This is a genomic window from Abditibacteriota bacterium (genome assembly GCA_017552965.1).
Taxonomy (GTDB): Bacteria; Armatimonadota; UBA5829; order UBA5829; family UBA5829; genus RGIG7931.
Genome location: JAFZNQ010000027.1, coordinates 18,306 through 33,722, shown reverse-complemented (window position 1 = coordinate 33,722; position 15,417 = coordinate 18,306). Strand labels below are relative to the sequence as shown.

Here is a 15,417-nt window from a genome sequence, read left to right as displayed (position 1 = left end):
TGTGAGCCGCCGCTCTTTTTACAACAGCCGATATGAAAACCATGATATTTATCTCTCTCATTCTGTTGATCCTTGCAGCCCTGCCCGCAGCCGCGGAGACTCCGGAGGAATTTGCCGACCGGGCCTTCCGGGGTGACAACACTCTTTCCGGCGCGGAGGCCTATATGGAGGTCATAGAGGAGCTGCTGCCGGGCACCATCCGTATCAACCGTTCCGCCCACACCATCCCGGAAAACCTTTCCGTTGGGGGCAGACAGTTCGCCCGGGGCCTGGGCACCCACGCCAACACCCACATGCGCTTCGTATTTCAAAAGCCGGTAAAGTCCTTCCTGGCTACAGGCGGCATCCAGGACGGCAGGCCGGACGTGGCCTCGGCGCGGGCCTCGGTGGAAGCCGTGGGCAAAAAGGTCTACGCCTCCCCCGTGTGCCGGGTGGGCCAAAGCGTTGATATCAGCGCCCCCTGCGGCGGCGCCGACACCGTGGACCTGATCCTGGACGACGCCGGCGACGGCATCAGCTGCGACCAGTTCGACTGGTGCGACGCCCGGTTTGAGATGGAGGACGGCAGCGTCATATACGCCGACGAGATAGTGGCCCAAAGCCGCTTCCGCCACAGATACCCCTTCTCCTTCACCTACGATGGTCAGGCCTCCGACCTGTTGCTGCCCGGCTGGCAGCTGAGCGAGACGACGGAGGACCTGTCCCCCGGCGAGGTCCGCAAGACCTACGCCTGGCAGGAGCCCGGCGGTCCACTGTCCGTGAAGGCTGTGGTGAGGATATACAAGGACGCCCCCGCTCTGGACTGGACCGTGTATTTTGAGAACACGGGCAGCGGCAACACCCCCATCCTCACCGACGTGAACGCCCTGGAGCTGGAGCTCTTTGCCGGCAGGCCGGACCCGGACGCGCCGAAGGGGCTCTTTGCCCACAGCCCCGACGAGGAGGCGCAGGACAAAGACGTGGAGCTGCTGACTCTCCACGGCTCAGACCCGGGACACACGGCCGACGTGTTCAGAGAGTTCATAGTCATGCCCTCCTGGCTCTGTGACGGAAAATCCGTGTCCATACACAACACCCTGAACATCTGGCCCACCTGGGGCGAATACGCCCCCTACTGGGCAATAAGGACCTCCGGCGGCGGCGCCGTCTGCGGTCTGGGCTGGACCGGCAACTGGACCGGCTCCTTCCGCAGGACCGGCAGCTCCGTGAGGATATCCGCCGGCTTCCCCGGAGACAAATTCCACACGTATCTGAAGCCCGGCGAACAGGTCCGCAGCCCCAGAGCCATGGCTGCTCTGTATGAGGGCGGCGACCTGCAGCAGGGCTTCAACGCCTGGCGCAGGGCCATGCTGAGACACGTGAGCCCTCAGGTGGACGGACAGCCGGCCATGATACCTCTGGCGGCGTCTCTCTCGGTGCTGGAGGCCATGAACGCCACGGCGGAGACAGACAGAAAATACATAGAGGCCATATCCGGGCTGGGTCTGGAGACCTGCTGGATGGACGCCTGGTACACCCGGGACAAGTGGCCCGCAGGCATAGGCAACTACCACGAGCCCATCGGAGACATGGTGGACCCCGAGAGGTATCCCGACGGACTGGAGCCTCTGGTGGAGCTGGCGGAGAAGGACGGCATGAACATACTCATGTGGTTCGGCCCGGAGACCGTGCAGACAAACACCTACGTGGTCAACGAGCATCCGGAATACGTGATGCAGAGCGACAAGGACCCGGTCCACTCGCTGGCAGTCGGTGAAAAGGACGCCCGGGAATACATGCTGGGCCTGATGAACAGCGCCATCAAAAAGTATCACGTGAAGATCTTCCGCACGGACTCCGGCATCAGCGAGGACAATCTGAACGGCTTTTACCGGGAGGACGACACGGAGGACCGGCGGGGCATAGCCGAGAACAAATACTGCTGCGGCCTCTATGCCTTCTGGGACGGCATGCTGGCAGCAAATCCGGGGCTGGTGATAGACAACTGCTGCGCCGGCGGCTCCCGTCTGGATCTGGAAATGATGAGCCGCACCATCTCCATGTGGCGCACCGACGTGAGCTGCGGTCTCTACACAGCCGGCAACCGGTCGGCCTATATGAACCAGATTATCACCTCGGGGCTCAACTACTTCATACCCTGGTCCACCTCCGGGTGTCAGGGAGACGAGCCCTACCAGCTGCGCAGCGCCTACAACACGGGGCTGTCCTTTGCGGAGCCGGCCCTCATCAGAGAGGACTATGACAGAGAGACCGTGAAGAAGGCTCTGGAGGAATTCAAACGCCTGCGGCCCTATCACCTGCTGAATTACAATTTGCTGTTTGCCGGCGACCTGACGGACAACTGCTGGTGCGCCTGGCAGTATTCGGCAGAGGACAGGAGCCGGGGCTATGCCATGGTGTTCCGGCGCTCGGAGACGGACTACGCGGGCCTGACTCTCGACCTGAGAGACATAGACCCGTCGGCCCGCTACAGGGTGAAGACCTACAGGAGCTTTGACCTTGACGAGGAAAAGGTGATGGAGGGCAGTGAGCTGCAGCGCTATACTGCCATCATCTACGACCGGCCCGGCAGCCTGCTCGTAGAATACAGCCTGACGGACTGAAATGCCCACACGAAAATTCGCCCGCCGCTTCCGCGGCGGGCGCTCTGTTATTTGCGGGGAGGAGTGACCGGGTCAGGCCGGCGTTTATCCGTGACGTATATTTTGTCCAGCTTCATCACCAGGAGCCGGTGGTCTCTGGCCGAGGCGTAAAACCGCACCGCATTCAGGGGCATACGATACTTTTCGTCCTTTCGCTCCTCGGGACAGCCGGCCCACATATCCGTGAGAGGCAGAGCCACCCGGCGCCACTCATTGGGAGCAGTCAGGCCGTACGTTTGCAGCTCCTCAAGGGTGAAGCTCTTTTCGTATTCAAAGCGGTCCTGATCCTCGTTGAGCTCTATGAAGAGGCGCTCCAGAGCATTGAGATCGTTGACCTTCATCCACAGCACCAGCTCGTCGTTGTAGTAGTCCAGCCGGAGGCCCGTGTTGCAGCCCACGTACTGCCTGAAATCCCCGTTGTCGCTGTGGGTCCTGATGGCGTAGGAGCTGCGGCCGAACAGGCTGTCACCCATGGAGAAATAGCCCCCGTACCACTCCGACACTATACAGCCGTCGTAGGAGTCGTATTCGCAGTCGGAGATGAGCCGGGCCGGCAGCGGCAGGCGGGAGGGCTTGTGAACGGTCCTGTATTTCACTGCCCTCAGGCTGTCCAGCTCCACCACAGTCCCCGGGTCGGCGTCCAGCAGCAGTCCGAAGCCCACCAGATCATGATAGTTCAGATCGGCGTAATAGCCGTTGTTCTGCGCAAAGGACAGCTCCACCTCGTGCCAGCCGCTGCCCATGAGGGTGTGGTTCCAGGCGTGATAGCGGCCCTCGGCGTCAATGATGCGGAAAAACAGAGTGGCCTGATCTGTCTGCCGGCCGTAGATGGCGTCGTGGTCTGTGGCAAAGAAGTCCGTGTCCTCTATGTAGACCCACAGCTTGAGAGTGGTCCTTTGCTTGTCCTCCACGTTGAGATGAAAGGCGGCGCCGCTGCGCCACATCACGTTGCGCAGGGTATTCTTTTCGCCTCCTATGTCCATCCTGAGGGCCCCCTTCCCCTCCCGCTGAAAACGGGTGTCCACTGACACCTCGCAGTTGCTGAAGGCCTCGCCCTCTATGTCGGCAGTGTCAAAGGAGAGGAGCTGCTCCTCTGAAAATTCGGGGTTGAAGTCGGAGTAGCTGGTCTTGCAGGGAGACCCCTCCCTCCTGAGGGCCAGCCGTATGCCCCGGATAGACACCACCTCGGAGCCCGGACAGTGAGACTCGCCGTCTGTCAGGTATTCCTGAATGTAATAATCGGCGGCTTCGTCAAAATAGGATTCGGAGGAGGGATATATGCCGTAAGGAGTAAAGAGCACGCTCCTCTCCGGCACTTCGGAGGGAGCAGTGTCCCCAAGCCCCAGGACGAACACTCCGTAGCCGCCCTCTGCCTCGCCGGGAAGGGCAGACCACCGGGCTGCTCCCAGAGCCTTTGCCAGCCGGGAAGCGGCAGGCGCCGCAGTCCGGGCATGGCCGGGCGGATACAGCACCGGGGACTTGCAGTAGGCTGCAGAGCAGGCCAGGACCAGCAGCAGACAGAGGATCTTCAGCATAGGCTTCTCCCATATTGATATACGTAGTGACAGAGACAGTATAGCAGATGAGGGCAAAATAATCAAATCCCGGCCCGGCTTGGTCCGCGGCCGGGGCTTGCGGTTCTGTCGGATAGGATAGCATGAGGATTATCTCCGAGCGGGCGGTCTCTTTTTGCCGCAGGCAGGGTCCCTGTTGCCCCGGTCCCGTCATTGTGCTATAATATGAATAACAGGAGCCCGGGCGCTGCCGCGGCAGGCCAAACCGAGGGTCCTGAGAGGGAGGAGCGCCATGACGAGCAAGGAACTCATAAAAAGAGTGATAGAGTTTGACAGGCCGGAGAGGATAGGTCTGGACTTTCCTCTGATACACAAGACGGACATGCAGGGAGCGGGAGCCTACAGGCCCGTGCATCCCCGGCCGGAGCTGGCCCCCTGGGGGCGGCATCCCGAGCTGGTGCAGCTCTTTCCGGATTTTGACGGAGAGCTGATGCAGAACGCCAACGGCGACATATACGGCAGGCTCAACGGCAAGACCAAGGGGGAATGCCTCAAGGGAGGTCTGGAAAACAGCCTGTGGGAGGACATAGCTTCTTTTGAGATGCCCGCCTTAGACAGGAGTTACTTTGACGAGGTGGAGCAGACAGCCCGCCGCAGCGACAAATTCTTTCTGGTGGGCTGCAACGGCTTTTTTGCCGGCACCTACAATTTCCGTCGGCTGGAAAACTACCTGATGGACATCCTGCTGGAAAAGGACAAGGTGCTCACTCTGCTGGACAAGCTCTTTTCGTATTATTCGGAGATACTCTCCTGCTGGAAAGGCCGCGGGGTGGACGCCGTGTGCTTTGCCGACGACCTGGGCACCCAGGAGCGCATGCTCCTGAATCCCCGGCTGTGGCGGGAGGTGTTCAAGCCTCTCTACACCGCCTTTGCCCGTCAGTGCCACCGGCAGGACATGAAGATGCTGTTGCACTCCTGCGGCTGGGTGTATGACATCATAGGGGACCTGATCGAGGCAGGGGTGGACGTGTTTCAGTTTGACCAGCCCCAGCTGGCGGGCACCGAAAGGCTTGACAAGGAGTTCGGAGGCCGGTGCACCTTCTGGAGCCCCGTGGACATACAAAAGATACTGGTCACAGGCGACCGGGACAAGATAGAGGCGGAGGCCCGCCTCATGCTCCGCACCTTCGGGTCCCACGGCGGCGGCCTCATAGCCAAGGACTACCCCACCCTGGACGACATAGGAGTCCGGGACGAATGGGCCGATTGGGCCAGGCATATCTTCATAGAAGAAGGAGTCTACAGCTAAAAAAGAGAGCGGGCTCTTACCCGCTCCCGTGTTCTCTCAGGACCCGCTGCTCCACTTCGTCGTTGATGGCGATGATCTCCTCCAGGGAGGGGTCCGGGACAAAGGGCGTCCTCTCCATTTCCCTCTCCACCAGAGGCACTATATCCAAAAAGCCTATCTTCCCGTCGAGAAACAGGTCCACGGCGGCCTTGTCCGCCGCGCTCATGACGCAGGGAACGCTGCCCCCTGCCTTCAAGGCAGACCGGGCCAGCTCCAGCGCGGGGAAACGGACCGTGTCCGGCTCCTCGAAATGAAGGGCTCCGGCCTTGACCAGGTCCAGCCCCGGCAGTCCCGAGGCCGCTCTGTCGGGATAGAGCAGCGCGTATTGGATGGGCACTCTCATATCCGGCGCGCCCAGCTGGGCTATGACAGCGGAGTCATGATATTCCACCATGCTGTGGACTATGCTCTCCCTGTGCTGCACCACTGACACCTGCTCCGGCTCCAGATCAAAGAGCCACTTTGCCTCTATGACCTCCAGACCCTTGTTCATGAGGGTCGCGCAGTCCACAGTCACCTTTTTGCCCATTTTCCAGGTAGGATGATCCAATGCCTGGGCGGGGGTCACGTGGCGCATCTCCTCGGTGGTCCTGTCTCTGAAGGCGCCGCCGGAGGCGGTGATGATGATCCTTCTGACCGACTCCCGGCGCTCTCCCTGCAGACACTGGAACACGGCTGAATGCTCCGAGTCGATGGGCACTATGGGGCTCTGCATCCTTTTGGCCAGACGGCTCACCAGATGCCCTCCGGCCACCAGCACCTCCTTGGAGGCCAGGCACACGGTCTTGCCGGCCTTCAGGGCCGCCATAGTGGGGGCAAAGCCGGGAAAGCCCGCCACGGACACCACGGTCTTGGATATCTGCGGCAGAGTCGCCATATGGATCATGCTGTCGGGGCCCCACAGGAGCTCCGTGCCCGCAGGCGCCCGGTCCTTCAATTCTTCAAAGCCCTTTTCCGTGCCTATGGAGGCGTATTCCGGGCCAAATTCCCGTATCTGTTCCAGCAGCCTCTCCCCGTTGTACATGGCGGACAGGGCCGTGATATGTATCCGGTCCGGCAGACGCCGGGCTACGTCCAGCACCTGAGTGCCGATGGAGCCCGTGGACCCCAGCAAACAAATATTGATCATGACGGTAAAAAAAAGCACCGACTGCGCGGTGCTTGCATTTCTCCTGATCAGTTGGCCTTATACCAGCTGAAGGGGCTTTCCCTGACTACCATGCGGGCAGGAGTCTTGGGGGTGTTTTCCACCATCACGAGACAGCCGGCCTCTTCCTTTTCCACGCTGTAGCGGTCGCCCAGCGCAGCCTTGACTATCTCGGCAGCCTGCTCAAAGGAGCCCTTGGATATGGAAATAGGATGGCTCGAAGAGAGATTCTGGAAGGGCACGTTGCCCTCTTCCAGCTTGGAGCGGATCTCTACAAAGACCTTTCCTCTGGTGGTGTCGTTCTCTATAACAACTTTGTGCTCACCCTGGGACATAAGTCCGGAACGGCGCGCATTTTTAGATATTTTGCCTGTTGCCATTATCGTATCCTCCGACGAGTGTAGTTACCTGTTAGTGTTACGCTATATTATTATATCACAATCCGCCGTGAAAAACAAGGCGTTTGCGCCACGGGAACGAAAAAAGTTTGCCCGGACGCTGCTATCCTTTTTCCACGATGAGCTCCGCCGAGCCCTCCTCCAGGGAATTGAAGGCGTCCAGATGTATATGGCTCCCGTCGGGCTCCTCCGCCAGGGCGGCAAAAATGCCCGCCAGAGACAGCAGCCCCTCTCTGTTGGCCCTGATAGAGACGGCGCCGCCGGCGGCCTCCGTCCTGATCTCAAAGCCGTCTATCCACTTTACGTTCATGGCGCGTCCTCCGTCACTTGCCGGCCTTGTGGGTCAGCAGGGGCTTCAGCACCTTTTCGATGCCCTTGGCCATGTTCACAAAGCCGTAGTCGTTGGGGTGCACCCGGTCCACGGACCAGGCGTCGCCGGCATAGGCGTCCACCAGCGTGGAGCCGTCTATGAAATACACGTGCTTGTCACCCTCGTCCCGGGCTCTCTTCCAGGTATTCCTGATGATGTTCCTTCTCTCGGCTTCGTCGGTCCACAGCTGAGGCTTGGGCCGGGAGAGCATGATGATGGGCACCTCCGGCTGCCGATCCCGCACTGTCCTGTAAAAGGCGTAGTGGGTGTCCCGCAGATGCTCCTCCGTAGGGGCGTTGTGATCGTAGTCCATGACAAAGACGCTCATATCCAGCCCGCCTATATATTCCGCCATGGCCTGCTCTCCCAGAGCGCAGCCCCCAAAGCCCAGATTGACAAAGTTCATGTCCAGCGACCGGGACAGCAGGGCCTCGTAGGAGTTGCCGTTGCGGGAGGCGCAGGCGCCGTGGGTGATGGAGGAGCCGTAAAAGACCACCGGCTTCTCGTATTTGTAGTCATGGGCTTCCCTGATGACGGAACCCTTTTGCACCCCGATATAGAGCTCCCTGACCCCTCCGTAGAGAGGCGTGAACACGGTGACGGTCCCGGGAGAAGGCAGCCGCAGGAGGGTGTCGTCGTCCCCGTAGTTGTCATGATCCGTGGTCACGTAGCCCACGTATCTGGGGATCTCCCTGTCCCGTTGCAGATATACGTCAAAGCCGGCGTAGATGATGCGGTTCATAAAGCTCCTGAGGCCTGCCCGCCACAGCCGGGTGTGGATGACTATAAAGGGAGAATCGGTGTAAAAGCGCACTCTGCCCCCGGAGGTGACTATCTGGCTGTCATAGACTCCCCCGGACACCCGCTTGGCCGCCTCTCCCGGCATCCGGTGGAAATAGGGCTCCTCCTCCGTGGGAGGCAACAGGCCGTAGAGCCTCAGGGGCTTTTCGTTGGCGTTGTACCAATCCACGTCTTCTTCGACAGTGGCGGATCTGTATTCCACCGCCATTGCGGCGGCGCACAATGCGCACAGCAAAAGGGAAATAAAGATGATACGCATAAAAGGGTCTCCTTGTGGTCCTTTTTATATTCAGTTCGGCGCCCGGGGCAAAAAAAAGAGAGGTCTCTGTCCTCTCTGCCGTGTCACCCATTGTCCCGGCGGCAGCTTGCCAGCCGCGCTTTTATCTCTGCGGCCACAGCCTCCGCCGAAAGGCCCAGCTGCTCTCTCAGATACTTGACTCCGCCATGCTCCACAAATCTGTCGGGGATGCCGAAGCTGTGGACGTGGAGCCCGGGGCAGCCTGCCTCCGTCAGCATTTCTCCCACCGCCGAGCCAAAGCCGCCGGCGGCCGCTCCGTCCTCCAGAGTGAACACAGGGCGTCCCAGCTCTGTCATGCGGGCGCAGAGGGCAGGGCTCAGGGGCTTCAGGAACACGGGGTCCCACACCTCGAGGCTGACGCCTTCTGCCGACAGCAGCTCCGCAGCCCGAAGGGCCGTGTATGCCATGGGGCCCGCCGCGGCTATGAGGGCGTCGCTGCCTCTCAGGAGACACTGAGCTTCTCCCTCAAAGGCCGGCTCCCCTGCCAAAGGCTCGGGGGCGGCTCCTCTGGGATACCTGACTGCCACGGCCGAGCCGCTGGCGGCTGCGAAGTCCATCAGGGCGCCCAGCAGCTCTCCGTTGCGGGGAGCGCATATGGTCATATTGGGCAGATGCCTGAGATAGGCTATATCAAAGACTCCGTGATGTGTGGGGCCGTCGTCCCCCACCAGCCCGGCCCGGTCTATGGCCAGTATCACCGGCAGTCCCTGAAGACAGATGTCATGGGCTATGCTGTCATAGGCTCTCTGCAAAAAGGTGGAATAAATGGCCACCACCGGTATGCGGCCGCCTCTGGCAAGGCCGGCGCTGAAGGTGACGGCGTGGCCCTCGGAGATGCCCACGTCAAAGCTGCGCTCCGGGAACCGGGTGGCAAAGCTCCTGACGCCGGTGCCGTCCGCCATACCTGCCGTGATGGCGGTGATGCGGGGGTCCTTTTCACCCAGCTCCACCAGCTTTTTGGAAAACAGCTCGGTGAAGGAGGGAGACGCGGACCTGGCTATCACCTGTCCCGAATCCTGCTCAAAGGGGCTGATGCCGTGGAACTTGTCCGGGTGCTCCTCGGCGTGACAGTAGCCCATGCCCTTTTTGGTGATCACGTGCACCACCACGCCGCCTCCCAGACGGCCGGCGGCGGACAGCACGTCCTCCAGCTCGGCTATATTGTGCCCGTCATAGGGGCCCAGATAGCTGAAGCCCAATTCTTCGAACATGACGCCCTGCTGGGACTGGAACAGGCGGATAAAGCCGTTGATGATGCCCTTGATGGCCCTGTACAAAAAGCTGCCTCCGGGCAGGGGCGTCAGCATGGCCCTGATATCCCTGTAGCGCTTGGCCAGCTTTTTCTTCAGTCTCAGCTTGGTCAGATGCTTGGCAAAGGCGCCCACGTTGCGGGAAATGGACATGGTGTTGTCGTTGAGCACCACTATCAGATTGGTCCTGGCAGACACCAGATTGTTCAGGGCCTCGAAGCACAGGCCCGAGCCTATGGAGCCGTCGCCTATGACGGCCACTATGCGCTCGCTGCCTCCGCTCAGGTCCCTGGCCTTGGCCAGTCCCATGGCGGCGGAGATGCTGGCTCCGGCATGTCCGAAGGTAAAGACGTCGTGAGGGCTCTCCCCCGTGTTGGTAAAGCCGGAGATGCCTCCCGGCTTTCTCAGGGTATGGAACTCCTCCGAACGGCCGCATATGAGCTTGTGGGCGTAGGCCTGATGGCTCACGTCCCAGATGATCTTGTCCCTGGGGGAATCAAACACGCTGTGCAGGGCTATAGTCAGCTCCACCACTCCCAGGTTGGAGGCCAGATGTCCTCCGTTTTCCGATACCGTGCGGATGATGGTCTCTCTCAGCTCTGCAGCATATTGCTTTTTTTCTTCGAGAGACAGATGTTTCAGATCCTCGGGGCTGTTGACCTTGATCATATACTGTCCGACCTTTCCTTCAGAATGGCCTCATAGAGAGGCAGCTCCTCTTTTTTGTCCAGATCTTCGCATATCTCCGGATGGCCGGTGATGAGGGCCTTCATCCTGCCGCCTCCCAATATGCGCGAGGCGTGCTTTTCGATGGTTGCAAGGTCCAGAAAGGCGGTGTTGATCCGGGAGAGGAGAAAACGGAATATGATCTGCAGGCCCAGCAGGCCGGCCAGTTTGGCAGGCTGCTTTCTGTATTCGTAGAGCTTGGAGAGCACCGGCAGGAGACGGTCAAAATAGTCTGTCTTGATGAGCATCATATTGCCGCCGGTGAATTCGCCGTCGGCTATCCTGACGTAGGTCCTTTTCAGGTCGGGATAGAGGCCCTCCGCCACTTCCCTGCGGCAGACGGGATACACCAGATCCCAGTCCTCCTCCAGGGCCTGCGCCAGAAAGTCGGAGACGGAGTCGGAGTCTATGAGAGGGATGTCGCTGGTAGAGAGCAGCACGTACTCAGCATCCACGAACTCGGAGAGAGCCTTTTTCACGTTGTCCACCAGAGTATCGCCCGGCTCCAGTATGGCGTCGGCACAATCGGAGACCACGTGACCCACGGCGCAGGTCCGGCTGATGCTTTCGTTGGCCGATATGGGCTCCAGCACCCGGTCCAGCATGGTCTTGCCGTCCAGCATGACCATGGCTCTGGAGGTTAGGGGGACTTCGTCTTCAAATTCGTTGGCCGGAGCGCCGGCCAATACTACTGCGTCTATCTTCATGGCTACAGGATCGTGATGTCTCCGAACATCTCTCTTGCGTATTCTTCTCTCGTCATTATTCTGCAGGGCAGAGCCTGCATATCTGTGGCGCGGAGCAGCTGCTCCAGAGCCCGGTCCCGGGCCGCCGGGTCCTCATATACTCCCATCACCGCGGACCCGGAGCCGCACAGCAGGGTGAACTCCGCGCCGGCTGCCTTCAGGTGAGCCGCCGCCAGGGGCACCTCACCGTTGAGGGCCGCGGCGGGCTCCTCAAAGGAGTTGCAGGCTATCTTGTAGTATTCTTCTCTGCTGCCGGGCAGGCTGCGGGGGCTTGTCAGGCTCCCGGCGGTCCCCCGCCGGTCCAGCATGGCGTAGGCCTCCCGGGTGGAAACTCCCGTCCCGGGCTTCAGCAGTATGAGGTCCATGGGAAAGGAGTCCGGCAAGGGGGTGATCTTCTCTCCCCTGCCCTCCATAAGGCAGATGCCTCCGTAAATAAAGAGAGGCATATCCGAGCCCAGACCGGCTCCCAGAGCCGCCAGCTCCCGGGGGGAGGCAGGGCTTCCGCAGAGCCTGTTGAGGGCCAGCAGCACCGCCGAGGCGTCGCTGCTCCCGCCGCCCAGGCCCGCCTGACTGGGTATATGCTTTTGCAGCCTGATCTCCGCTCCCAGACCGGGGCAAAAGGCGTCTCTGAAGGCCAGAGCCGCCCTGTATGCCGTGTTGGTCTCTGTGGGTATGCTCCCATCGGAGCAGTCCAGGTCTATCTTCCCGCCTTCTTTGAGGGTCACGGTCAGCCTGTCGCAGAGGGACACGCAGGCCGTGATGCTCCTCAGGGAGTGGTAGCCGTCGGGCCGCCTCTCTCCCACTTCCAGGGTCAGATTGACCTTGGCAAAGGCTTTGATCTCCATACTATCTGATCTTTGAGCCGGGCTCCAGCTGTCCTTCGGGACTCAGGAACTTGACTCCGTTGGCGTCCTCGCCGGCCAGCATCATGCCGTGGCTCAGGATGCCCCTGATCTTCCGGGGCTTCAGATTGGCTATGACCACTATCTCCTTGCCCACCATATAATCCGCCTCGTAATAGGGAGCCATGCCCGCGCAGATGGTGCGGGTCTCGGAGCCCAGGTCCACGGTGAGCTTGTAGAGCTTGTCGGCGCCCTCCACCTTTTCCGCGGCAGTGATCCTGCCCACTCTCAGATCCAGCTTGGCAAAATCCTCGATGGATATGGTGTCGTCGCTGCCGGCGGGCTCTGCCGGCTGCTTGGGCTCCTCCTTTTTGGGAGCAGCCTGCTGCTTTTTGTCACCCTTGCCCCCCATTCTGGGGAATATGGGCCGGGCCGCTATGCCCTCGGCTCCCGCAAAGGGATCGGGGCTGATCACGTCCTCCCATTTGAACTCCCGGGAGCCTATGCCCAGCTGCTTCAGGATCTCCCGGGCAGTGTTGGGCATAAAGGGAGACACCATGATGGCCGCCGCTCTGATGACCTCCAGAGCCGAGAACAGCACCAGGTCCAGCTCCTCCCTGCGGCCCTCCTTGTTGAGCTGCCAGGGCATGCTGTCCTGTATGTATTTGTTGCCGGCGTTGATGAGGTCCCACACGGCGTCCAGAGCCTGATTGGGAGCAAAGGCTTCCATGCCTCTGACGTATTCCGCCTGAGCGTCTGTGATGGCTATGCGCAGGGCTCCGGGCACCGGCGCGGGCAGACGGCCCTCGTTGTAGGAGGTGAGCATGCCCAGAGACCTGTTCAGCAGGTTGCCCAGGTCATTGGCCAGGTCCGAGTTGTATCTGCCGTAAAAGGTGTCGAAGCTGAAGTCGCCGTCCACTCCGAAGGTGGTCTCTCTGGCCAGATAATAGCGCACCGCGTCTCTGCACACCTCTATGGAGGCGCCGGACTTTTCCGACAGCTCCTCCGCCATCTGGGCGGGGCTCACTGCGTTGCCCTTGCTCTTGGAGATCTTTTCGCCGTTGATGGTCCAGAAGCCGTGGCCTATGATGTGCTTCGGCAGCTCCAGATTGAGGGCCATCAGCAATGCGGGCCAGAAGGTGGAGTGGAACCGGACGAATATGTCCTTGCCCATGAGCTGCAGGTCCGCAGGCCACAGAGAGGTGAATTTGTCCGGGTCGGCCAGATAGCCGGCGGCGCTGATATAGTTGATGAGGGCGTCAAACCACACGTAGATCACCATGTTGTCGTCGCCGGGCACGGTGATGCCCCAGCCCGTGTTCTTACGGGTGATGGACACGTCCTTGAGGCCCTGCTTGATAAAGCCCACCACCTCGTTCTTGCGGGACTCGGGCAGGAGAAAATCAGGATGATCCTTGATGTATGCCAGCAGCCTGTCGCCGTAGGCGGACAGTCTGAAGTAGTAGTTTTCTTCCTCCACCAGCTGCACGGGCCGTCTGCATTCCGGGTTGGGACAGCAGCCGTCCACCAGCTCGCTCTCCAGGAAAAAGGTCTCGCAGGGCGAGCAGTACCAGCCCTTGTAAACGCCCTTGTATATGTCGCCCTGGTCCAGCAGCTGGCTGAATATGGCCCGGACCACGTCCTTGTGGCGGGGCTCGGTGGTGCGGATAAAGTCGTCATACTCTATGTCCAGGTTTTTCCACACCTGCTGAAAGGCCTCCGACAGTCCGTCCACGAATTCCTTGGTGGGGATCCCCTTCTGCTGAGCTACGGCCGCCACCTTGGTGGCGTGCTCGTCTGTGCCCGTGAGAAAATGACAGGGCGTCCCCATGAGCCTGGTGTACCGGCTGAAGCAGTCGGCTATGATGGTGGTATAGGCGTTGCCTATATGAGGCACGTCGTTGACGTAATAAATGGGAGTGGTTATATAATAATTTTTACTCATTTGCAGTATCCTTTTGCTCCGGGCTGCCCGGGGCGCCCGGCTTGTTCTTCTTTGATGGCCTGTGCTTCTTTTTCTTCTTGGCCTGGTTCGCTTCGTCCTTCAGATCCCTGAATACGATGCCCAGATCGGGAGAGTCGTCTCCTCCCATGGTAAAGGGCTTGGGGCCCTTGGGCATCTTCTGATTGTTGCCGTTTTTGGAAGCGGACTGCCTGCGGCGATGCTTTTTCTTCGAGGCCTTGCCCTCGCTTTCGGGCTCTTCCTCGGGAAAGTCAAAGCTGATGGAGGTGCTGCCGTCATAGGAGGGTATGGTAAAGGGAGTCTCTTCCTCGTCCTTTTTGAGGGTCATGACTCCCAGCTCCCTGAGCCTTTCCACGTCCACGGTCTGACAATTCTCGTCGCAGTTCTCCGTGTGGATGCCGTGCTTGCGGCACAGGCCCTCCATATTGAGCTTGGCAAGAGGCACCGTGAAGCTGGAGCCCTCTTCGCCCACCAGAATGGCGGTGCCGGCTATGTAGTTGTACTCCTTGACCTTGCACACGCCCTTGTCCGTGTTCAGATACACTCCCACGGCGGGAAGAGCGCTCTGCATCTGGCTGTAAAACTCGTTCTCGAACTTCAGGCAGCACATGAGCTTGCCGCAGCAGCCGGAAAACTTGGCCGGGTTGAGGAACAGCGACTGGTCCTTGGCCATCTTCATGCTCACCGACACGGACAGGTCGCTCATAAACAGGCTGCAGCACAGCTGCCGGCCGCAGGAGCCGTAGCCCCCTATGAGCTTGGCCTCGTCTCTGACGCCTATCTGCATCAGCTGCACCTTGAGGTGGATGGCGCCGGCCACGTCCCGGACCAGCTCTCTGAAGTCCACCCGGTTTTCGGCGGCAAAGAAAAAGGTGATCATGGACTCGTCAAAGGACAGCTCGGCGCTCAAAAGGCGCATGGGCAGCCCGTGCTCGGCGATCTTTTGCTCGCAGACCTTGAAATGCTCCGCCGCTATGGCCGGGTGTCTCTTCACCTTTTCCATATCCGCCCGGGTAGCGATGCGGTCCACCTCGCAAAAATCGCCTATTATCTCTTCTTCCGTGATCTCTTTGGGGTTGGTCACTACCATGCCCATCTTCCAGCCGCGCTTGGTGTGAGCGATGACGTTCATGCCCTCGCGCAGCTCCAGCCCGTTGGTGCCGAAGTTGTACACCTTGCCGGCCTTCTTGAAGGCGACCCCTACTACTGTTGGCATATGTTATATCCTTTAGGGTATTTATCTCGATTAATTTGTTCATTTATATTATATCACAGAAACGCTCCGCGGGCAATAGAGACGCCGCCGGGCAAAAGCGTTTGACAAAGACCGGGTCATATGTTATAATGACTTGTATTATATCTCAAAGATCAT

Annotated in this window: 12 protein-coding genes; 2 read left to right on the top strand and 10 right to left on the bottom strand. The window is 60.0% G+C overall.

The window, feature by feature from the left end:
- The first annotated feature begins 32 nt into the window (after positions 1-32).
- Positions 33-2,603 (top strand): alpha-galactosidase, encoded by a 2,571-nt coding sequence (locus IK083_03390; GenBank protein ID MBR4748600.1) that lies wholly within the window; start codon positions 33-35, stop codon positions 2,601-2,603.
- Between the two features lie 47 nt (positions 2,604-2,650).
- Here the strand turns inward: IK083_03390 and IK083_03385 are convergent, their stop codons facing one another.
- Entirely contained in the window at positions 2,651-4,177 is a 1,527-nt protein-coding gene (locus IK083_03385) for a hypothetical protein (protein ID MBR4748599.1), read from the bottom strand.
- Positions 4,178-4,448: 271 nt separating this feature from the next.
- On the opposite strand from IK083_03385, the gene IK083_03380 reads away from it, so the two are divergent.
- Positions 4,449-5,465 (top strand): hypothetical protein, encoded by a 1,017-nt coding sequence (locus IK083_03380; protein MBR4748598.1) that lies wholly within the window; start codon positions 4,449-4,451, stop codon positions 5,463-5,465.
- 16 nt (positions 5,466-5,481) lie between these two features.
- Here the strand turns inward: IK083_03380 and IK083_03375 are convergent, their stop codons facing one another.
- From IK083_03375 to IK083_03335, 9 genes are all read right to left on the bottom strand, one after another.
- Entirely contained in the window at positions 5,482-6,633 is a 1,152-nt protein-coding gene (locus tag IK083_03375) for a 1-deoxy-D-xylulose-5-phosphate reductoisomerase (protein ID MBR4748597.1), read from the bottom strand.
- Positions 6,634-6,680: 47 nt separating this feature from the next.
- Positions 6,681-7,031: a hypothetical protein gene (locus tag IK083_03370; protein ID MBR4748596.1), complete on the bottom strand. Its 351-nt coding sequence runs from the start codon at positions 7,029-7,031 to the stop codon at positions 6,681-6,683.
- A gap of 121 nt (positions 7,032-7,152) precedes the next feature.
- Positions 7,153-7,359 (bottom strand): hypothetical protein, encoded by a 207-nt coding sequence (locus tag IK083_03365; GenBank protein ID MBR4748595.1) that lies wholly within the window; start codon positions 7,357-7,359, stop codon positions 7,153-7,155.
- Between the two features lie 13 nt (positions 7,360-7,372).
- Entirely contained in the window at positions 7,373-8,479 is a 1,107-nt protein-coding gene (locus tag IK083_03360) for a hypothetical protein (GenBank protein ID MBR4748594.1), read from the bottom strand.
- An 83-nt stretch (positions 8,480-8,562) separates the two neighbouring features.
- Positions 8,563-10,437, bottom strand: a complete 1,875-nt coding sequence (locus IK083_03355) for a 1-deoxy-D-xylulose-5-phosphate synthase (GenBank protein ID MBR4748593.1) — start codon at positions 10,435-10,437, stop codon at positions 8,563-8,565.
- Positions 10,434-11,201 carry a nucleotidyltransferase family protein gene (locus tag IK083_03350; protein ID MBR4748592.1) on the bottom strand — a complete coding sequence of 256 codons (768 nt, stop codon included), beginning with the start codon at positions 11,199-11,201 and terminating at the stop codon, positions 10,434-10,436. The genes IK083_03355 and IK083_03350 overlap by 4 nt, the downstream gene beginning before the upstream one ends.
- 2 nt (positions 11,202-11,203) lie before the next feature.
- Positions 11,204-12,085 (bottom strand): 4-(cytidine 5'-diphospho)-2-C-methyl-D-erythritol kinase, encoded by an 882-nt coding sequence (gene ispE, locus IK083_03345; GenBank protein ID MBR4748591.1) that lies wholly within the window; start codon positions 12,083-12,085, stop codon positions 11,204-11,206.
- A gap of 1 nt (position 12,086) precedes the next feature.
- The gene (gene metG / locus IK083_03340) at positions 12,087-14,027 is read right to left on the bottom strand and encodes a methionine--tRNA ligase (protein ID MBR4748590.1); all 1,941 of its coding nucleotides are present in this window, start codon (positions 14,025-14,027) and stop codon (positions 12,087-12,089) included.
- Complete coding sequence (locus IK083_03335) at positions 14,020-15,261, bottom strand: hypothetical protein (protein ID MBR4748589.1); 1,242 nt, start codon at positions 15,259-15,261, stop codon at positions 14,020-14,022. Before IK083_03335 ends, metG begins: the two co-directional genes overlap by 8 nt.
- Positions 15,262-15,417 lie beyond the last annotated feature (156 nt).